Source organism: Desulforhopalus singaporensis (assembly GCF_900104445.1).
GTDB lineage: Bacteria > Desulfobacterota > Desulfobulbia > Desulfobulbales > Desulfocapsaceae > Desulforhopalus_A > Desulforhopalus_A singaporensis.
Map to the genome: position 1 here is coordinate 147,290 of NZ_FNJI01000007.1, position 20,651 is coordinate 167,940.

The 20,651-nt window shown below is 52.5% G+C and carries 16 protein-coding genes; 12 read left to right on the forward strand and 4 right to left on the reverse strand.

The features are described 5' to 3' along the window. Nucleotides 1-10: 10 nt before the first annotated feature. Nucleotides 11-952, reverse strand: a complete 942-nt coding sequence (locus BLQ17_RS06685; RefSeq protein WP_092221102.1) for a biotin--[acetyl-CoA-carboxylase] ligase — start codon at nt 950-952, stop codon at nt 11-13. Continuing rightward, complete coding sequence (locus BLQ17_RS06690) at nt 953-1,609, reverse strand: biotin/lipoyl attachment domain-containing protein (RefSeq protein ID WP_092221105.1); 657 nt, start codon at nt 1,607-1,609, stop codon at nt 953-955. Between the two features lie 271 nt (nt 1,610-1,880). Here BLQ17_RS06690 and BLQ17_RS06695 point away from each other — a divergent pair, with 271 nt between their 5' ends. The 8 genes from BLQ17_RS06695 to BLQ17_RS06730 all read left to right on the forward strand — a co-directional run bounded on the left by BLQ17_RS06695 (nt 1,881) and on the right by BLQ17_RS06730 (nt 9,025). Further along, nucleotides 1,881-4,298: an intermembrane phospholipid transport YdbH family protein gene (locus BLQ17_RS06695; RefSeq protein ID WP_176761117.1), complete on the forward strand. Its 2,418-nt coding sequence runs from the start codon at nt 1,881-1,883 to the stop codon at nt 4,296-4,298. Nucleotide 4,299: 1 nt separating this feature from the next. After that, nucleotides 4,300-4,497 carry a YnbE family lipoprotein gene (locus BLQ17_RS06700; RefSeq protein WP_092221111.1) on the forward strand — a complete coding sequence of 66 codons (198 nt, stop codon included), beginning with the start codon at nt 4,300-4,302 and terminating at the stop codon, nt 4,495-4,497. 132 nt (nt 4,498-4,629) lie between these two features. Continuing rightward, a complete protein-coding gene (locus tag BLQ17_RS06705; RefSeq protein ID WP_218121731.1) occupies nt 4,630-4,902 on the forward strand; it encodes a YdbL family probable chaperone protein in 273 nt (90 codons plus the stop codon). After that, nucleotides 4,887-5,657, forward strand: coding sequence for a carboxy-S-adenosyl-L-methionine synthase CmoA (gene cmoA / locus BLQ17_RS06710; protein ID WP_245695014.1), 771 nt, complete (start codon nt 4,887-4,889; stop codon nt 5,655-5,657). The genes BLQ17_RS06705 and cmoA overlap by 16 nt, the downstream gene beginning before the upstream one ends. 15 nt (nt 5,658-5,672) lie before the next feature. Then, nucleotides 5,673-6,641 (forward strand): tRNA 5-methoxyuridine(34)/uridine 5-oxyacetic acid(34) synthase CmoB, encoded by a 969-nt coding sequence (cmoB, locus tag BLQ17_RS06715; RefSeq protein ID WP_092221116.1) that lies wholly within the window; start codon nt 5,673-5,675, stop codon nt 6,639-6,641. A gap of 93 nt (nt 6,642-6,734) precedes the next feature. Continuing rightward, nucleotides 6,735-7,280, forward strand: a complete 546-nt coding sequence (locus BLQ17_RS06720; RefSeq protein ID WP_092221118.1) for a hypothetical protein — start codon at nt 6,735-6,737, stop codon at nt 7,278-7,280. A gap of 389 nt (nt 7,281-7,669) precedes the next feature. After that, a complete protein-coding gene (locus BLQ17_RS06725; protein WP_092221121.1) occupies nt 7,670-8,266 on the forward strand; it encodes a rhodanese-like domain-containing protein in 597 nt (198 codons plus the stop codon). 3 nt (nt 8,267-8,269) lie between these two features. Beyond that, a complete protein-coding gene (locus tag BLQ17_RS06730; protein ID WP_092221126.1) occupies nt 8,270-9,025 on the forward strand; it encodes a rhodanese-like domain-containing protein in 756 nt (251 codons plus the stop codon). Nucleotides 9,026-9,174: 149 nt separating this feature from the next. On the opposite strand, the gene BLQ17_RS06735 is transcribed toward BLQ17_RS06730, so the two are convergent. Both BLQ17_RS06735 and BLQ17_RS06740 read right to left on the reverse strand, forming a co-directional pair. Beyond that, on the reverse strand, nt 9,175-11,082 hold the full coding sequence (locus tag BLQ17_RS06735; RefSeq protein ID WP_092221129.1) for a biotin/lipoyl-containing protein: 1,908 nt from the start codon (nt 11,080-11,082) through the stop codon (nt 9,175-9,177). Between the two features lie 65 nt (nt 11,083-11,147). Then, a complete protein-coding gene (locus BLQ17_RS06740) occupies nt 11,148-12,590 on the reverse strand; it encodes an acetyl-CoA carboxylase biotin carboxylase subunit (protein WP_092221132.1) in 1,443 nt (480 codons plus the stop codon). A 598-nt stretch (nt 12,591-13,188) separates the two neighbouring features. Here BLQ17_RS06740 and carA point away from each other — a divergent pair. The 4 genes from carA (at nt 13,189) to folP (ending at nt 20,611) form a co-directional block, all read left to right on the forward strand. Next, nucleotides 13,189-14,301, forward strand: coding sequence for a glutamine-hydrolyzing carbamoyl-phosphate synthase small subunit (carA, locus tag BLQ17_RS06745; RefSeq protein WP_092221135.1), 1,113 nt, complete (start codon nt 13,189-13,191; stop codon nt 14,299-14,301). A gap of 70 nt (nt 14,302-14,371) precedes the next feature. Then, complete coding sequence (gene carB, locus BLQ17_RS06750) at nt 14,372-17,584, forward strand: carbamoyl-phosphate synthase large subunit (RefSeq protein WP_092221137.1); 3,213 nt, start codon at nt 14,372-14,374, stop codon at nt 17,582-17,584. A gap of 185 nt (nt 17,585-17,769) precedes the next feature. Further along, nucleotides 17,770-19,809, forward strand: coding sequence for an ATP-dependent zinc metalloprotease FtsH (gene ftsH / locus BLQ17_RS06755; protein WP_092221140.1), 2,040 nt, complete (start codon nt 17,770-17,772; stop codon nt 19,807-19,809). Then, on the forward strand, nt 19,802-20,611 hold the full coding sequence (gene folP / locus BLQ17_RS06760) for a dihydropteroate synthase (RefSeq protein ID WP_092221141.1): 810 nt from the start codon (nt 19,802-19,804) through the stop codon (nt 20,609-20,611). Before ftsH ends, folP begins: the two co-directional genes overlap by 8 nt. Nucleotides 20,612-20,651 lie beyond the last annotated feature (40 nt).

Consider the following 20,651-nt stretch of genomic DNA (forward strand, 5'->3'; position numbering starts at 1 on the left):
CGGGGCACAATCAACGATAACGGACCTCGCCGCTGTATTCCGTTTTGCGGTGGCCGTCCTCGAGCTCAAGAATCAATCCTCCACTGTCATCAACCCCGACAACCCGTGCCGGATACTGGGGGTTGGTGACAACATCGAACCCATATATCACATCCTGTCCGATGGTATCGGAAAGCTCCAGCCACCGGGCCAGCAGCGCGTGGATTCCACCGCGGCCGGAAAAAGGCTTTCCAGCCAGTTCGCGTTCTTCTTCATGGTAAAGAAGACCGATGTTCCAGGCGAGTCTTGCCAGAAACGAGACACCAAAATCCGTCAGATCCACCTCACGTCCCAGGTAATCGCTAACCGACCCTGCAGTCCCGGAAAGATCCGGAGGAAACGATGAATTGTTGACGTTAATGCCGAAACCGACCAGGTTGAACTCTTCTTTAAAACCTGGCTCGGTATATCCTTCAACCAAAAAACCGGCAACCTTCCTGCCTTCTATCAACACATCGTTGACCCAGCGGATGGCAGCCGGCTCGCAGCCCAGTTCGCCTACCGCCTCGCAGCAGGCAACCCCCACCGCCATCGGGATAAAGTGTCTGGACTGGGGGAGCAGTGTATTGGCGTGAACCATGCATCCCCACAGGCCTCCCGGGGGCGCATGCCAGCTCCTGGTAAACCGCCCCTTTGATTTTGTCATGGTCTCGGCAATAATAACTGTACCACTAGCAAAGGAACGGCCCGCCGCCGACTCCCTGACGATAAGATCCCTGGCATGATCCATTGCCCTGGGAAGAGTCGGGTGACACCGAATCACCGACCCAACCTGAAGTCCGTAACCAACCACCTTGCCTATATCAAGCCGGGACCGGCTGTACCCTCCAAAACCGCTCCCGGCGAAAACTGCAAGTTTTTGTCCGACCGCTTCAGGGGTTAAACGCTGAAGAAACATGGCTCTGGTTTTCACTCAATGGTCCACATCCCAATCCGCTTTCACCCGGGTGATGATTTTCTGGATCAGGGGTAATTTATCCGGTGCGCAGATCCCGACAAGAGGCTGTCCCTGCTCAACGGAGACGCCGGGCTTGAAATAGATCGAGTGAATAACTCCCCGGTCGCCGTCGTAATATACCGGGGTATCCCGTTTCATCAGGGACATGGTGAAAATCTCGTCGCCTTTATCTATGGTCACCGTCCTGGCTCCTTCTTTGTCGATTCGCGACTGGATATCCATGGCAAAAAAATACTTTGCCGTCTCGGGGGCGGTAAACAGGGTGAGCACTTCCTTGAGGATATTTTCGATAATCTCTTTTTTCTTCAGCGGATGCTTGATGGTCATCAACTTTTCACCCGCTTCTACAAACGTATTGTTGAGCTCACCGTACACCCTGGCCACTTCTCCATTGGTAGTGGCCGTGACCAGTTTCGGATTTCTTTCCCGATTAATTTCATACAGACTGGTTCCCGGGACCTGAAGCCACTGGCCGCTAGGCGCTTCCACCTCATCACCTTCACTTACCTTAAATGACACGTATCCCGTGTGAACCGCAAAAACATCTACATAGTCAAAAGGATCTGACTTATACTTCACTATCAATTCATCAAAATCTATAACACTTGCCATATCAGCTACCTGTTGTTTCATAAAAAACAGGGCAGACACCAAGGTCTAACCCCAATCGGCTACAACTTATTTTTCTTGAAGATTTTCCCTCATCCGGCTGTAACAGAGGTGGAAAAAACGTATTTTCACCGCCGAACGCCAACACAATAATGCGGGTGCATCCAAAAGCCATAAAGTTTATACTGATTGGTATGATACAAGGCAAGGTTATTATTTGCCGCTTACCGTCATGTCAGCATCGATACGGCAACACAGCCCTACAACGGACATCATGAATAAACGATCAACAAATCTGATCTGGCTGATTGGATCACTGGCTCTTGCGGCCGTCTGCCTCTATCTGCTGCTGCCCCTGCTCTGTGAAAAATACGTATTGCCGCAACTCACCCGCAGCCTGCCTTTTTCCATCAGGACGATTACGCTATCGACGCTGTCGCCGACAACAATTTCCGGCACCGTGGAACTTCATCAACAAGACAGGGAAGTTCTGTCCCTGCCTCGGTTTGAGCTCAACTATACCCTCTCATCCCTGAAAAACCGGGAGATTGACTCCCTGCTGCTCGAATCAGTCACCCTTAACCTGGAAACCGACGGAGATACAATTTACCTCACCCCGCCCCCTGCCGTATCGCACCAGCGAGACGGCCATTCCGGGATTTCCTTGTCCGCTTGGCCGCTGGCAGTCAGAACGGTGAAAATCAAAAACGGGGTGATCATCCTGCACTCCAAAGACGGCGGTGCTGAAAATGCCATCACCCTGCTGCTCAACGGCAGCGCAGCACTTGACTTTGCCACCATGGCTGACGGGAGCAAGGTTTTGCGCAGTATCTCAGCCACTGTGCAAACCGGCGGCAACACCGCGCTTACCGCAAGACTCGAGGCAAACAGCAACGAGGGCGGCGAAAATATCGACATAGCTGCCACAATCCCAAACCTGGCACAGCTGCTTCCGCGCAGGGGAGCCGCAGGAAATGTTGACACAGAAGGAAGTCTGGACCTGACCCTCAACCTGCGGCTGCATAACTTTCGACAACTCGTCAGCTTTCAGCTGTCCGCTTTGCTGGACAATTTCAGGCTGAGCAGCCACGGAACCTCCATAACCCAGCAATCTCCTGAAAATCCAGTTACAATCCGCCTTACAGGCGACAGTAAAAAAATAGACTATTCCCTGACAAACCTGGCGCTTGCCACTGTTCGCCAGATAGACCTCGCCTCTGATGGTACCATTACGGTGCAGGACCAGACGACGGCCGCCGCCGGGAGTGTTACCGTCACCGTCAATGAAGAGGTGGTACCAACTTTTGCAGCCGACTACACCGCCACCATAGACAGGAAAGGTTCCTCCATCGACCTGGCCGTGACGACCGGCCCGATGACAGTCGGCAACAGGTTCTCATCAGGTCCGGTTACGGTTCACACCTTCCTCGACATGAATCAAACCGGCGTACGGGGACGTATCGAAGGATCGACTCCTGCCTTGACAGAGCTGCAGCGTGATCTCCGTGCATCCGGCGTCGCCTTTACCTTTCCTTTCCAGTTTCCTCCGCCGTCTGCCAAGAGCCCGCCTCGGGCCGGCACTGTTACCGTGGACAACCTGAGCTTAGGCAACACATCTCTTGCCACCTTCAGTTCAACCCTCACGCAGCTTTCTGGTGAGCCGGGGATCGGTTTTCAGTCAACCTTGACAAGCGACTTCGACAACCGCATGACCGTAAACTGCAACGGTGAGGCTCTCCTCAATTTTCCCCTGAAACTTTCCTGCACCCTGCCCGCCACCCCCTTCGACTCCTCACTACTGCCTCCGCCACTCTTGCCACCGGGCATTCCTCGTATAACCGGTACCATCGAAGCAGCTGTTGATGCAGAACACGACACCTCAGCCCTCAGGGCGGAAGCAACAGTGAGTTTTTACGGGGGTACCGTAATTAAAGGGGACACCGTATTGTCAGGGATCGATGTCAAAGTCAGCTTCCCGGATCTGCCAAAATTTCGTTCGGCCCCGGGCCAGATCTGTACAATAGGCAACATCTCATCGGGCACCATTGACATGGGCGGAGCGATCTTTTCGTTTCGCACCGAGGATGCGAATTCGCTTTTTATTGAGAAGGGGCAGGTATCGTGGTGCGGCGGCAAAGTCGAACTGGGAAGCCTGTTGCTCACCAGGGACATGGACCGGCTCTCCACAACACTTTACTGCGACCGGCTCGGGTTTACCGACCTGCTGAGCCAGTTCGGGGTGGAGGAAACGGAAGGAGAGGGCGCGCTAAACGGTAAAATTCCGATCAGTTGGGGTAAAGAGGGGCTGGTGTTCGATGACGGTTTTCTGTTTTCCACACCGGGCGATGGTGGTATAGTCAAATTCGGCAACACCAGACAGCTGCAGCAGGGAATGGCCGGGATGAACCAGAGTGCCTACCTCGACTACTCGCTGATGGCGCTTGAAAATTTTGCCTATAACTGGACAAGACTCAAGCTCAACACAATCGACGACAACCTGCTGCTCACCATGGAGCTTGACGGGAAACCCGCCGCTCCACTCCCGTTTGGATACAATAAGGGGCGAATTGTCGCCTCCTCCAGGGGACCGGGAATACAGCACCCGATCCGGCTCGATGTCAATTTCACAGTGCCGCTTCGGGACCTGTTTAGGTACGGGAAAAACTTTCAATCATTAATGGAGAATATGTGACATGACGAGATATCCAAAACAGACCATTATAGCACTTGTGCTGTTTTCTCTTCTGTCAGCCGGCGGCTGCACCAGACACGAAGTTGCAATTGCCCCGGTGGAAATAAAACCGATCCATATTACAATAGACGTCAATGTCAAAGTGGATAAAGCCCTGGATGACTTTTTCGGGGATCTTGACGAGAACCTTGCCGAATAACACCACAAAATAAAACATGAGGTAGCCACAATGCGCAAATACAGCTTTTATTGTTCTTCCTTATCTGCCATTTTAATCTGTTTTTTTCTCTTTTTTGCTGACACTGCCTTCTCAGCCTCAATCAAGGAGAGGATGGCGGCCAGGCAGCCGGCGATAACCAGTCTTAAGGACCAGGGTATCATCGGTGAAAACAATTCGGGTTTTCTGGAATTTCTTGGCAGCAAAAAGGATGCATCCACGGTCGCGGAAGAGAACCGGGACCGCGGCATGGTTTACGACGCCATCGCTAAGAAACAGGGGGTGGACGCCGCTCTTGTAGGTGCCCGGCGGGCGAAGATGAACGCTGAGCGGGGGCCAAAGGGCCATTGGTTCGAAAAGGCCGACGGAAAATGGTACAAGAAGTAGAAAAATCCTCGACCATGACCGAGTCTTCAAAAGATAATCTCTTCAAAGTAGACTCCATTGAAGAGGATTTTGTATTCAATGAACGGGTTGTCGAAGTTTTCGACGATATGCTCGAACGCTCCATCCCGTGCTACAAGCAGGTAATCGAGAGTTCCGCCCGGCTGCTGGTAAAATTCCTGACGCCTGGGGATACACTCTATGACCTGGGCTGCTCCAACGGCACCAGTCTGCTTGCCATCGCCGGCATGCTGCCCGACGACTGCGGATTCAGCTATACAGGCATTGACAATTCGGCGCCGATGCTGGAAAAGGCACGACTGAAAACCGAGCTTTTCAGCAAACAGGACAGCGTTTCCTACCTTCTTGAGGATATCACCCAATTCAATCACCCGGGAGCGGGCGCGATCATTCTAGGCTACACCCTGCAGTTTATTCGTCCCCTTCAGCGCGAATCGTTTCTTAAGTCCCTTTACCGATGTCTGCGGCCGGGGGGAGTGCTGCTCCTGAGTGAAAAAATCATCAGCCACGACCGGAGACTGAACCGGGAATATATCGACATCTATCACCAGTTCAAGAAATCAAGGGGGTATTCCGAGCTTGAAATCGCCAAGAAAAGAGAAGCCCTGGAGAACGTCCTTATTCCTTTTTCCATCGCCGAGAACAAGGAGATACTGACCAAATGCGGATTTACCGCAGTGGAAACCTATTTCCAGTGGTTCAATTTCGTCTCCATGATTGCTGTCAAAACAGTATAAACCCACCTAGCCGCAATGACATATTTTCCCCTTCTTCCACCTTCGGTTCAGATCGATGCAATTGAACAGGAACACCTGAAAAAACAGCAGTGGGTCGGCCAGGATAAAAAGGGTTTTTTGCGTTACCGAACCCCCTATCTCGCCCTGAGCCGCCACCAGGCGACTTCTTGCAACTGCGCCGGCGACACCGTGACCATAGGCGCCGCGGATGAAATCGACGATGCCGGCCGGGCCGCAGTCAAAGAAAATCTTCGCGCCTTTATGCCGTGGAGAAAAGGCCCTTTTTCAATCTTTGGGATCGATGTGGACGCCGAGTGGCGCAGTGATAAGAAATGGCGAAGAATAGTTCCCGAACTTCCCGAGCTAAAAGATAAAATGGTGGCCGATATAGGGTGCAACAACGGGTATTACATGTTCAGGATGACTGAACACGCCCCCCGGTTCGTCCTCGGTTTCGAGCCTTCCGTACAGCACTATTACTGTTTCAAGGCACTCAACGCCATGGCCGGATGTTCAAACCTGGATATCGATCTGCTTGGGGTTGAACATTTGCACCTTTTTGCAAACTGCTTCGATGTGGTGTTTTTGATGGGCATTATCTATCACCGCCCTTCTCCCATCGACACGCTACGCGATATTGTGACCGCGCTTGCTCCGGGGGGCACACTGATCCTGGAAACCCAGGCGATCCCCGGAGAAGAACCGTACGCCCTGTTCCCGCAGAAGACCTACGCCAAAGTTCCCGGAACCTATTTTGTTCCTACCGCGTTATGTTTGATAAACTGGATGGAAAAGGCCGGGTTCACCGATATAAGCTTCTTTTCCTCAAGCCGCACCACCCCTGAAGAGCAGCGAAAGACCGAATGGATGCAGTTTGAGTCCTTGACCGATTTTCTTGACCCGCACGACCCCACTCTCACCATTGAGGGGTATCCCGCCCCCTTGCGGATTATCGTCAAGGGGAGAAAAAAGATCGTTAAATAATCGACAAATGCAGTCTCGCAGTTGCCTTTCCCCGCAACTGAGGTTACACTGGCACAGAACTATTTTACCGGTTGCCCTAAAAAGGAGACATTTATGGATTTTTCGAACTACACACTCTACACCAGCGGACTCAAGGGGTCGGAGGCCACTTTTGGCGAAGAAGCGGAGAAGCTCGGCATTCAGGAAGTTGTTTATTCTTTCGAAGGTCATAAACTCTACCGCGACAAGAATGTCAGGATTCTTGATAAAAACCAGCTGGAACGTGGCGATATCAGCATGGAGCTCGCATCGCGAATGCTCAACCGCACCTATTACGAGACGGATAAGATACGCAAAGTACTGCAGACCATTTTTCACATGATCAACTCCGGCCACCAGGTTTTTGTCGTCGGATCGATTCAGGAAGACGGATCGGTCAAAGGCGGAACCGGCTGGGCTGTAGAACTTGCTAAAATGTTCAACCGCCCTCTTCACGTTTTTGATCAGCCCACCAAGGCGTGGTACACATGGAAGGGCCAGTGGCAGGAAGATTCCCCCCGCATAGAATACGAGACCTTCGTTGGCAGCGGAACCAGATACCTCAGCGATGCTGGCCGCAACGCTATCTCCCAGCTTTTTATCGACTCTTTCAAGTCGTAACCAACCAGACAGCGTTGCACCGACCCCCAGGCCGCAACGCTGTTTTTTTTTTTGCATATATCCCCTGTCTTTTTCACTGCTCCACCCGCATTAAGCCGTTTCCCTCGCACTCGAGCCCGACATTTTTTTTGCAATTGATGCGCAAAAATACTATTATTACACAATTCAATTAATTTATTGACAACCTTCCGGCGCAAAGAATCCTGTGCAACTCAACCCTGCTGCCGGTATTTTCCACAAAAAAACTTCTTCATTCCAAGATGTTGCAAAATTCTGCATGCAACGAGCAAACAATGCGAGTAAGAGTTTAAGAATTTAACTACGCACTGGAATGCAGCGACAGGTCCGGATCTGTCGCTATAACCTATAATAACCGCAAGAGGTAGAGTATGAAAAGACAGATTCTGAGATGGGGGGTAAGCGGGTTTCTTGCCGCTTCGCTGCTGCTCTCGACCAACATGTTCCTTCCCATGGAAGGCTCGCATTTTGTGGTCGGTGAAGCTAAAGCGGAAACAGGAAAAGAAGCGCAGGCAACAAAGGGGAAGATCACCAATATTTCCCAGAAGGCGAAAACCATTGCCATCGCCCAGAAGGACAACGATTTTTTCCTGTTGAAATTCACCGACGACACCGTGCTTAAAAACGTAGAGTCGGCCAAAGACTTCAAGGTCGGAGAAGCGATCCTCGTTCATTACAGATCCAATGAAAAAGGAGAAAATATTGCCGTATCCCTGGAAAAAGCCCTGGTCAAACTGCCAGAGGGCACCAGGGAAATAAAAACCGATGAGCTTGCCGATCTCGTCGCCAGAGACCAGAACGTGGTGATCGTCGACGCCAGACCTGAAGCAAAATATGCGGTAAGCCACATTCCTGGTGCAATTTCAATACCTTTTGCCAAGGTCAAGAAGTCAGGCGATGACGGCGCCAAGCTTTTTACGCAGTACATGGACAAACAGCTGGTTTTCTACTGCGGTGGCCCAACCTGAACCATGAGTCCAAAATCCGCCGGTCTGGCGGTTAAATGGGGACACAAGACTCCGCTGGTTTACAAGGACGGCCTGCCATCCTGGAAGAAGTCCGGTCACCGCACCGTACCAACCATGGCTCATATTGCCAAAGGCAATGTCGTTATAGTTGATCTTCGCGATGCAAAATCAGTAGAGAAGGGTTACATCCCACGGGCATACACCGTTCCTTTTGGCGAGCTGGAAGATTACGAAGACGCATTTCCGGCAGCCTACGGCGCACCAATCTATCTCTATTCAGACAAGGATGAAGAGGTGTCAGCAGCAACCAGGATCGTCAAGGATTGGGGATATAAAAACGTCAACGGCTTCTACGGCGCCCTGGACGCATGGATCTCCTCAGGCCGCACGCTGCAGCAGGGGCCGGCCCTGACCGCAAGCGACGACACCCCGATCTTCTGGGAAAAAATTCTTGGCGACGGTGAAATCAGCATAACCGACTTCACCAAATCACTTCACTCCGAACTGATATTCGTGGTCGATGCAAGAACTCCCGAGGAATACGAATCTGGCCATTTTCCCGGTTCCGTCTCTATTCCGCTGGAACTGATGAAATCCAGACTTTCCGAGATTCCCAAAGACAAGTTCATCGTTGTCCACTGCAAGACCGGGGGCAGGGGAGAAATAGGTTATCGGTTACTCAAGGAGGAAGGATACGCAGTCAAGTTTCTCAACGCCGAATGCGAATGCGACCCCTCCGGTGAATATAATATCTGGTAACAGTCCGGTTCAGCTGTACCCTGCATCTTTTTCCGGCATCCTTGTATTGGACCTATAACGATACAGCCTGCCAGCAGGTGCCGCCCCCCGATGCGTGCAGAGCGCATCGGGGGGCTTTTTTATGCTCAAACCAGAGGCTGCACTACCTGCTACTCATTGAGATCGATTTTCAGAATCTTGGCCCCCGGGTGCATGGTATCGCCTTTTTTGGCGCTGATGGCGGTAACGATCCCGGCCATCTCACACAGGATCGGGGTCTGCATCTTCATGGCCTCCATTATCGCCACCCGGTCGCCGACCAGAACCTCCTGGCCTTCCTCCACGGAGATCTCAACAATTTTGCCGTTAAACGGAGAGCGGACGTCTCCGGCTTTTGCCAGATCGATAATCTCTTCCTTGGTGAGGACCTGAACTGCCGCATCCCCTCCTGCAGCAGTCTTCTTCTGGTAGGTATAAATTGTCTGGTGATGATCGACCATGAGATAGACGCTGGTCTCTCCGGAGTTGGTGACAGGAGAAGGCCCCACCTCGATCATATGCTCCTTGCCGTGATAATCGCGGAACGAGAGTTTTTCACCCTGATAAAAGCCCCCCTTGCGAAAAAAGATCGAGGGTGGCAGGACATGCACCTGGCCGTATTTCTCTTCAAATTTGAAAAAATCCACTGCATCGTTTGGGTGTTGCAGATAGAGCACCAGCTGTTCGTCGGTGGGTTCAACCCCGATCAGCGACGACAGCTCATAGCGTTCCAGGGCAAGATCGATATCGGCGATCTCCTCAATACCGCCCTCTTCCTCAAGCACCTGCCGCCAGTTCTCCCCCAGAACCTTTTCGTAAATCCAATCTTCCGGCTGATAAAACGGGAACGGACCGTACTTGCCAAGCAGCAGGTTGCGCAGATCGCCCGACGGATTGCCGTACCTCTCTCCGTCGAGCACATTAGCGACGGCAGTAGTCCAGAGGATCTGGGATCCGGGGGTAACTGACCAGTAGTTGCCCAGCTCTTTCTGCACCCGTGGCAGTTCTTTATGTAGTATCTCCGGCATCTTATCAAGAAATCCGCCTTTGGATGCCTGCTCCAGGCTGGACCCCATCGCCCCGCCCGGCAGCTTATGGATTTGCACTGTCGGTTGAAATCCCTTGATCTGCGATTCAAACTGCTCGTAATAGACCCGCTCGTCGCGAATAATCTCTGAGGTTTCAATCACAGCGTCCTCATCCAGACCTTCCGGATGAAACCCATATTCCCTCAGGGTCTGCACCACCGACAGAATCGGCGGGGGCCCGTAAAAACCAGTAAATGCAGAGTCAGCCGCATCGACGATGGAAGCACCGTTCTTCACAGCCTCAACGATCCGACCCACGTCGTTTCCGTCGGTGTTGTGCCCATGGTAATGGATGGGAATATCACCAAAATTCTGCTTCAACGCGTCGACCAGCTCGCCAATCCGCACCGGGCTGCCGAGTCCGCCGTGATTTTTTATGCAGAGGGTTATATCCCTGCCGGTTACGTCAATAATTTCCTGTGCCTTTTTTACATAAAATTCGTTGGTGTGTTCAGGTCCTGTTGAAAAACAGAGGCACGGTTCGTTGAGCCTGCCCGCCCTCGCAACTTCCTCAAAAACAGCCGTCATGTTCGGGACATGATTGAGAAAATCAAAAGTACGCCACACATCCACGTATTTGGCAAACTCACGGACAGTAAACCTTACGATATTCTTCGGATAGGGCCGGTACCCGAACAGATTGACGCCGCGGCACAATGTCTGAAACATGGTGTTTGGCATCTTCTCCCGTAATTTTCTCAGCTTGGTGAACGGGTTCACCTGCTTTCTGAGCATATCGACATGGATTGATGCCCCGCCGGTTATCTCCAGGGAAAAATACCCGGCATTGTCTCTTTTTTCCGCCGCAATCAGATCGGTGTGAAGAAGTAGCCGGTTCTTGAAATCCGACTGCGACAGGTCGCGGGCGGTATTGGTGAGGTAATATCCCTTCGCGCTGCGCAGGGTGTCAACTATTTCTTTTGCCGGACTTCCCGGTATTATTCGTGCCATATGTGAATCCTTTTATTTTTCAAAAAACAGCAGTACAAAAATTATTTATCAGCCTTAATAGTGCTTTACTTGGCAAAAGGATTTTCTTTTGCGTAATGAATTTCGGCCACAAACCTGGCCAGTTTACTGGCTTCGCTTGAATCCTCTTCATAATGAAAAATATACGGATGTGTGTCTATATACGAGGTATCAAAGTCCCCGTTCACGAAGTCCCGTTCATTGGCGATGTTCTGGTAGAACGGGATCGTCGTCTTCGGGCCGCTGATGGTGAAGTTGGCAAGACATCGCCTGAGACGCCCCACGGTCTCTTCCCAGGTAAAGCCGTGGACGGTCAGCTTTACGAGGAGTGAATCGTAAACCTCGGGGATTATGTATCCCTGATAGACAAAACCGTCGAGCCGTACCCCGAACCCGCCGGTGGAGCGGTAGACAGACACTTTTTTTCCGCCCTCCGGCATGAAATTATTTTTCGGATCCTCCGCGTTGATCCTCACTTCAATGGCATGCCCCCTGATATTCACATCCTCTTGGCCAAAAGAGAGCGGCTTGCCGAAAGCTATATTGATCTGGTTTCTTACGATATCGATACCCGTTATCATTTCGGTTACGGTGTGCTCTACCTGGACCCGGGTGTTGATCTCCATGAAATAGTAGTTCATGTCGCTGTCGATCAAGAACTCCACCGTACCTGCGTTGAGATAGTTCGCCGCCTTGGCGGCCAGAACCGCGGTTTCGCAGATATTGTCGAGAAGTTCCTTATTTTGTATCATCGATGGAGCAATCTCCACCAGCTTCTGGTTGCGACGCTGGATGGAGCAGTCTCTCGTTCCCAGGTGGAGGGTCTTGCCGAAACTGTCGGCCAGGATCTGAACTTCCACATGTTTTGGGTTCACCACCACCTTTTCGAGGTAGACGGAGTCGTCGTTAAACGCCGCCAGCGCCTCCGCCCTGGCTACGGGGATCTGCTCCACCATGTCCTTGTCCGACTCAATCCGGCGTATTCCCCGTCCCCCGCCGCCAGAGGTTGCCTTGAGCATAACCGGATATCCGTACTTTTCAGCAAATCCAAGCGCTTCCCTGATCCCTTCTTTACCCTGGGACAGATTTGCGGTGCCGGGCACCATCGGGATTTTCGCATCACCCATTATCTTCCGTGCTATTACCTTGTTTCCAAGGTTGGATATAATCTCGGAGGACGGACCGATAAATATCACCCCGGACGCTTCACACGCCTTGGCAAAGTAGGGGTTTTCGGCTAAAAAGCCGTAGCCGGGATGGATTGCAGCCGCTCCCGATTTTTTCGCCGCCCGTATGATCTTGTCGATATTGAGATAATCACTCCTCGGTCCCGGCCCGAGACAGACAGCCTCGTCGGCAATGCGAATGTGGCTCGACATCTCATCCGGCGTTTCATAAACTGCTATCGCTTCGTAGCCAAGCTCCTGTATTGCCCTGATCAGGCGAATAGCGATTTCCCCACGATTTGCTACCAGTATTCTAGTTTTCACTTTTGTTCCTCATACTATATGACAAAATTCTCAGAAACTTTTCCAGGCCTCTTCCCTGTCTCCAGAAATGGTACGGACCGGCTCACAAAAGTTCCGTATAGACCTTCTATCCCCTCGTTGTAAGTAATCCGGCAGGACGGCGCAGTCACCTTCACTGCATCCGGGCACCAATGACGCGAATTGGAAAGTTACGAGCCGTTCAGCAGACAAGCACAATAATCAAATTCAATGATCCAATCAATAAGCAAAATCAAACATAGTCTTTTTTTTATCAATGTCAACAGCACCAAGAACGACTGCTATTATCAGTGGTTACCTGAAATTCTTCTGACTACCCCAACCATGGTATCCGAATAAGGTTGACTAACCGGGCTTCGTCAAGTTATATTTTAGAGTTTTGTCTGCACGGCCAGAGGGACAAAAAAAACACCACCCTCCACTTGCTTCAAATGCATTCAGAACGGATCGCCGGCGACTCCGCGACACCGATGAGTAGACCGGAAAACAGCATGTACGGGTAAACCACACCCTCCAATCATTCTCAGCAGCCACCACGGTACACCGATGACCACGGCGCAAAATTAGAGGACAGACTGCCATGAAAGCAATCATCGCCCTGGAAGACGGGACCACCTTTGAAGGGCAATCATTTACCGGCCACGGAGAAGCTGTAGGTGAAATAGTTTTCAACACTTCACTCAGCGGCTATCAAGAAGTTCTGACAGACCCATCCTACACCGGTCAGCTGGTCACAATGACCTATCCGCTGATCGGAAACTACGGGATCAACCCGGAAGACATGGAGTCGGCAGCCGTCCACCCAAAGGCGTTTCTCGTCAAAGAATACAATTCGTTTCCCTCAAATTACCGCTCGACCAAGACCCTGGCCCAGTTCTTAAATGAATTTGACGTCCTCGGCGTGGAAGGATTCGATACCAGAGCCCTGGTTCGCCATATCCGCAGCCAGGGGGCGATGAAGGCGATTGTCTCGACCAGGGATCTCGACACCGCTTCCCTGATAAGAAGAGCCGGAGAATGGTCCGGCCTGGTCGGTCAGGACATGGTAAAAAGAGTCACCTGCACCGAGCCGTACGGCTGGAGCGACAACGGACCGGTGACGATGTCCTCTTTTGCCGAGACCACGGGCAAGAAATTCAAGGTGGTGGCGTTTGACTTCGGCATAAAATACAACCAGCTGCGCATACTCGCAGAAAAAAATTGCCAGGTTATCGTCGTCCCTGCGACTACCACCGCAGAACAGGTACTGGCAATGAATCCCGACGGTATCTTTCTGTCCAACGGGCCCGGAGATCCCGAAGGGGTCGAGGGAGTGGTGGACACCGTCCGTTTCCTCCTTGGCAAAAAGCCGATATTCGGGATCTGCCTCGGACACCAGATGCTCGGCCTTGCCTACGGCGGCTCGGCCTATAAGCTCAAGTTCGGACACCGGGGCGGCAATCAGCCGGTCAAGGACCTCACCACCGGACATGTCGAAATCACCTCCCAGAACCATGGGTTCTGCATTGACGAAAAGACCCTTCCGGGAGATGAAGTAGAGATAACGCATATAAATCTTAACGACAACAGCCTCGAAGGAATGCGGCACCGGAAATACCCGGCATTTTCCGTCCAGTATCATCCGGAATATGCTCCTGGCCCGCACGATGCAAAATATCTCTTTGATCGTTTCATCAACATGATGTGCAACTGACAGCGCTTCCCGTTGCCCCATTTACTCAGCCCCAAAGGGTTTTAAAACTTCAGAGCAAAATTATCAGATCATGCCGAAAAGAACAGATATAAACAAGATCCTCATCATCGGTTCCGGACCCATTATTATCAGCCAGGCCTGTGAATTCGATTATTCTGGTGCCCAGGCGGTAAAAGCGCTGAAAGAGGAAGGTTACGAGGTTGTCCTTATCAATTCCAACCCGGCAACCATCATGACCGACCCCGGTCTTGCCGACGCCACCTATATCGAGCCGATCACCCCGGAATTTCTAGCCAAGGTCATTGAAAAGGAACGACCGGACGCCATGCTGCCCACCCTGGGCGGACAGACCGCACTCAACACGGCGATAAAAGTTGCCGAAATGGGGGTATTGGAAAAATACGACGTCGAACTGCTTGCCGCCGATATAGATGTCATAAAAAAGGCGGAAGGCCGTGAAGAATTCCGCGATGCGATGTACAAGATCGGTCTCAAGGTGCCCGAGTCGAAAATTGTCAAGACTCTTGCCGACGCCATGGCATCGGGAGATGAAATGGGTTTTCCTATTATCGTCCGCCCCTCCTTCACCCTCGGCGGCACAGGCGGCGGGGTGGCCTACAACAGGCAGGAACTCGAAGAACTCTGCAGCGCCGGGCTCGATCTGTCGATGAACACGGAGGTCATGCTCGAACGAAGCCTGCTCGGGTGGAAGGAGTATGAGCTTGAGGTGATGCGCGACCGCAATGACAACGTTGTCATAATCTGTTCCATCGAAAATGTCGATGCGATGGGGGTTCACACCGGCGACTCCATCACGGTTGCCCCCGCCCAGACCCTCAGCGACCGCGAATACCAGGAGATGCGCGACGCCGCAATAGCCATCATCCGTGAAATCGGGGTGGAGACGGGCGGCTCCAACGTCCAGTTTGCGGTGAACCCCGCCGACGGCGAACTGATGGTTATCGAAATGAACCCGCGGGTATCCAGGAGTTCCGCCCTGGCATCAAAAGCGACCGGTTTTCCGATAGCCAAAATAGCCGCCAAGCTCGCGGTCGGGTACACCCTTGACGAGCTGAAAAACGACATCACCCGCGAAACCCTTGCAGCGTTTGAGCCCACTATAGACTACTGTGTGGTCAAGATACCGCGCTGGACCTTCGAAAAATTCACGGAAGCCGAAGATTTTCTCACCACCTCGATGAAATCGGTGGGTGAGACCATGTCCATCGGCAGAACCTTCAAGGAGGCTTTTCAAAAAGCCATGCGCTCCCTTGAAACCGGCAGATTCGGCTTCGGCGGAGACGGCAGACAGATACTGACCCACCTTGACGACGACGACCTGCGCCAGGGTCTGGTCACCCCTAACTCCAAGCGTGTTGCGCATATTTACGAAGCGCTGAAAAGGGGCATGGGGCTTGAGGAACTTCACGAGCTCACCCGGGTCGACCCGTGGTTTCTTTTCAACTTCAGACAGATAACCGAAACTGAGAAGGAAATATCTGAAAGAGGCTTCCAGGGCCTTGACCAGCGGTTTCTCACCCACTGCAAACAACGGGGCTTTTCCGACATTCAGCTTGCCTATCTCACCGGGACCAGTGAAAACGACATACGCCAGCTGCGCAAGGAAGTTGGAGTGGTTCCGGTTTATAAACTCGTCGATACCTGCGCAGCGGAGTTTGAATCGTACACCCCCTACTACTACTCAACCTACGAGCAGGAAAACGAGGCGATCAAGACCGAAGGCAAGAAAGTAGTAATCCTCGGCGGCGGTCCCAACAGGATCGGCCAGGGCATCGAATTCGACTACTGCTGCGTGCACGCAGCGTTCGCGCTCAAGGAAATCGGGGTAGAATCGATAATGATCAACTCCAATCCGGAAACGGTCTCCACCGATTACGACACCTCCGATAAGCTGTTCTTCGAACCCTTGACCAGGGAAGATGTGCTCAACATCATCGACCAGGAACAGCCGGACGGCATTATCGTCCAGTTCGGCGGGCAGACTCCCCTGAATCTGGCCGTTCCCCTTGCGGATGCCGGGGTGAAGATTATCGGCACCCAGCCCGATGCAATAGACAGGGCCGAAGACCGCAAACGGTTCCAGCAGTTTCTGCAAAAACTCAACCTGCGCCAGCCGGAAAATGACACGGTCTACAATCTCGACGAAGCCCTTGATGCCGCCAATCGGATAGGCTATCCGGTGGTGGTTCGTCCATCATACGTGCTGGGTGGAAGGGATATGCGGATCGTCTACGGCGACCAGGGCATAAAGGATTTCATGCAGTCGGTAGGCGCGGCAAACCTCGAACACCCTGTGCTTATTGACAAGTTTTTAAAAGACGCCATCGAAGTGGACGTCGATGCCATCAGCGACGGCACCGCCACGATCATCGGCGGAATTATGGAGCACGTCGAGGAAGCGGGGATCCACTCCGGGGATTCCGCCTGTGTTCTTCCGCCATACACTCTTTCCAACGAGCTGGTGGAAGAAATCAAACGGGCCAGTAAATCGATGGCCAAAGAACTTGGAGTCATAGGCCTCATGAACGTTCAGTTCGCCGTAAAAGACGAACAGCTCTACGTTCTCGAGGTCAATCCCCGGGCTTCAAGAACTGTCCCGTTTGTCAGCAAGGCAACGGGAGTGCCGCTGGCTAAATTAGCCACCAAGGTAATGCTGGGACTGAGCCTTGAAGAACTCGGACTGACAACGGAAGCCACCGTAAAGCACTGGGCGGTCAAGGAAGCGGTCTTTCCTTTTGACCGGTTTGAAAATGTCGACACCCTCCTTGGACCAGAGATGAAATCAACTGGCGAGGTGATGGGCATTGACGACAACCTCGGCCTGGCGATCGCCAAGGCGCATGTCGCTGCAGGCTCCAAGGTCCCGGCGGTGGGCAACGTGTTCATCAGTGTCCGTGACGGCGACAAAGAGGGCATTGTGCCGGTTGCCCAGGCTCTTCTGGATCTCAGCTATTCGATCTATGCAACCACAGGCACCGCCAAGTTCCTTCAGTCCAGGGGGGTCGCCTGCGAACTCATAAACAAGATTTCCCAGGGACGGCCCCATATTCTCGACAAGGTTCAGGACGGCCAGATTACTTGGATCATCAACACCTCCATGGGTAAAAGGACAACAGAAGATTCTTATCGCATAAGAAGGTCTGCGCTTGATTACCACATCCCCTATACGACAACCGTCAGCGGTGCACGTGCGCTTGTCAAGGGATTGCGCGAACTTACGGATAAAGATCAAGGGGTGCAACCCGTTCAGTACTTTACATAATCTATATGACAGGGTAAAATATCGTCATTTTGCACCTCGACATTTTGCAATTAATATTTACCGTTAGGTTGCGTGGGGAAATTCCCCGGGGAGATTGCTGCGTCGATTAGCCATATCGGCAGTTCCGGCAACTAGTACTGTAACGTGGTGATTTGCACCCTAACCATGAACCACTGGAGGGTTCGTTGAATACTTTTTACAAAAACCTCAGCATGTGGCTGGTGATTGGCCTTACCATGATCCTGCTTTTCAACCTTTTCAACAAACCACAGGGGAATACATCCTCGCTTACCTACAGCGAATTCATGTCTTCCGTTGAAAACAAGTCCATAAACCGGGTAATCATCAGCGGTGACACCATATCAGGCACTCTGCTGAACGGCAAACCGTTTCAGACAATCTATCCCGCAAACGACACAGACCTGATCAGGATCCTTAGAGATTCCGGGGTCGACATGACCGTTAAGGAGACCCAGAAAGACTCCTGGCTGATGACCATTTTTGTCTCCTGGTTCCCGATGCTGCTGCTTATCGGTGTATGGGTCTTTTTTATGCGCCAGATGCAGGGCGGCGGCAAGGGGGGCGCCCTGTCCTTTGGTAAAAACAGGGCCCGGCTCACCGAACAGAGCGACAACAAGGTAACCTTTGACGACGTGGCCGGCATTGACGAAGCAAAAGAAGAGCTGGAAGAGATCGTGGAGTTCCTGAAAGACCCCGGCAAATTCACTTCACTCGGCGGTCGCATCCCTACAGGAGTGCTCCTTGCCGGCGCACCGGGTACCGGAAAGACCCTGCTGGCAAAGGCGATAGCCGGGGAAGCCGACGTGCCGTTTTTTTCAATTTCCGGCTCCGATTTCGTTGAGATGTTTGTCGGTGTCGGTGCCTCGCGGGTACGTGATATGTTCGCGCAGGGCAAAAAAAGCGCGCCGTGCATTATTTTCATTGATGAGATCGACGCCGTAGGGAGACACCGTGGTGCCGGACTTGGCGGCGGCCATGACGAACGAGAGCAGACACTCAACCAGCTGCTGGTGGAGATGGACGGTTTCGAGACCAATGACGGCGTCATCATAGTTGCCGCAACCAACCGCCCGGACGTGCTTGACCCCGCGCTGCTGCGCCCGGGCAGGTTCGACCGGCAGGTTATCGTCCCGGTTCCCGATGTCGGAGGCCGTAAGAAGATCCTTGAGATTTACGCCAGAAAAACCAAAATGTCTCCGGAAGTCGATCTTGAGATCCTCGCCAGGGGCACCCCCGGTTTTTCCGGAGCGGATCTTGAAAACCTGGTCAACGAGGCTGCGTTAATGGCGGCACGCTCGGGAGCCAAGGAGATCGATCTTGAGCTTCTGGAAAAGGCAAAGGACAAGATCATGATGGGTGCGGAAAGGCGTTCCATGATAATCAGCGAGAAGGAGAAAGAGGTAACCGCCTACCATGAAGCGGGGCACGCCCTCATTGCATGGCTTCTTCCCGGCACCGACCCGATTCACAAGGTGACTATCATACCGCGGGGGCGAGCGCTTGGCCTTACCATGCAGCTTCCGACCGACGACAAGTACACCCATACCAAGAGCTATCTCGAAAACCAGATATGTATCCTCTACGGAGGCAGGCTTGCGGAAAAACTCATCTTTGACGAGATCACCACCGGGGCCGGAAACGATATCGAGCGTGCGTCGGGGCTTGCCCGCAAAATGGTGTGTGAATGGGGCATGAGCGATGAGCTGGGCGCACTTGCCTACGGTAAAAAGGAAGAACAGATTTTCCTGGGCAAGGATATCGCCCAGCACCGTGATTTCAGTGAAGATACCGCCAGGCAGATCGACATTGCCGTACGCAAAATCATCGACAAAGCGATGGACACCGTATCGACCCAGCTCAACGAACATCGCGATATTCTTGAGCAGATGTCAGTTGAGCTTTTGGAAAAAGAGACCATCGTGCTCTCAGATATGGAAAGGATTATAGAACAGCTGCGTCCCGGCAAGTACAGCGATAAAATGTCCGCCAAAAACAAGCCTGTCAAACCGTCTCAGACCCCGATCAGTGACGCCATGACAGAGTTCAGCGTCCAAGAGAAAACAAGCGACGACGTTGCGCCAGCCGACAGCACCACCGTTGATGGCCAAGCCGATGCAGCCGCCTCACCGATCCAGGGAGACACCCCTGGAAACGCTGCTGGCGAGATCAATCCAGATGAGCAGGATCCGGCAAAAAATGGATGATACAAAAATCAAGATAATGGGCGTCCTTAACGTGACGCCCGACTCTTTTTCCGACGGTGGCCTGTACGCTTCATTTGAGACAGCCTGTGCCCAGGCTGAGAAGATGATCGCCGAAGGCGCCGCCATTCTCGATATTGGCGGCGAATCGACCCGACCCTTTTCTGATCCGGTCAGCACCGACGAAGAGCTTAAACGGGTAATCCCCGTAATTGAGGCGATTCGCCAAAAACACGATATCCCCATCTCCATCGATACCATGAAAATGGAGGTGGCAAAAAAGGCCATTGCTGCCGGTGCGACGATAATCAACGACGTGTCCGCCCTGAGGGGTGATCCGCGCATGGGTGAGCTGGCCGCCGATACCAGGGCTGACGTTATCCTTATGCATATGCAGGGAACCCCCGCCGATATGCAGGTAAAACCCACCTACGACAATGTCGTTGAAGAGATCATCGACTTTTTCAAAGAGCGAATCGATTACGCCCTCGGCTGCGGCATTTCGCGAGACAGGATCATTGTCGATCCCGGTATCGGTTTCGGCAAAAATCTTGCCCACAACCTCTCGATTCTCAAACACCTGGACAGATTCGCTACGCTGGGTCTTCCAGTGATGCTGGCTCATAGCAGAAAACGGTTCCTCGGAGAAATCACCGGCGTTCAGGCGGAAATTGAAAGGGATATAGCCACAGCAGTCGTTGCCGCTGTCTGTGCCGCCAAAACGATCGACTACGTCAGGGTACATGACGTGGCTACCACCCGGCAGGCGATCAGGCTCGCCGAAGCGATCGATTGCGCCAGGTAACGCTACCATTTTACGGTGACACCAGTTATGGGGGAATCAA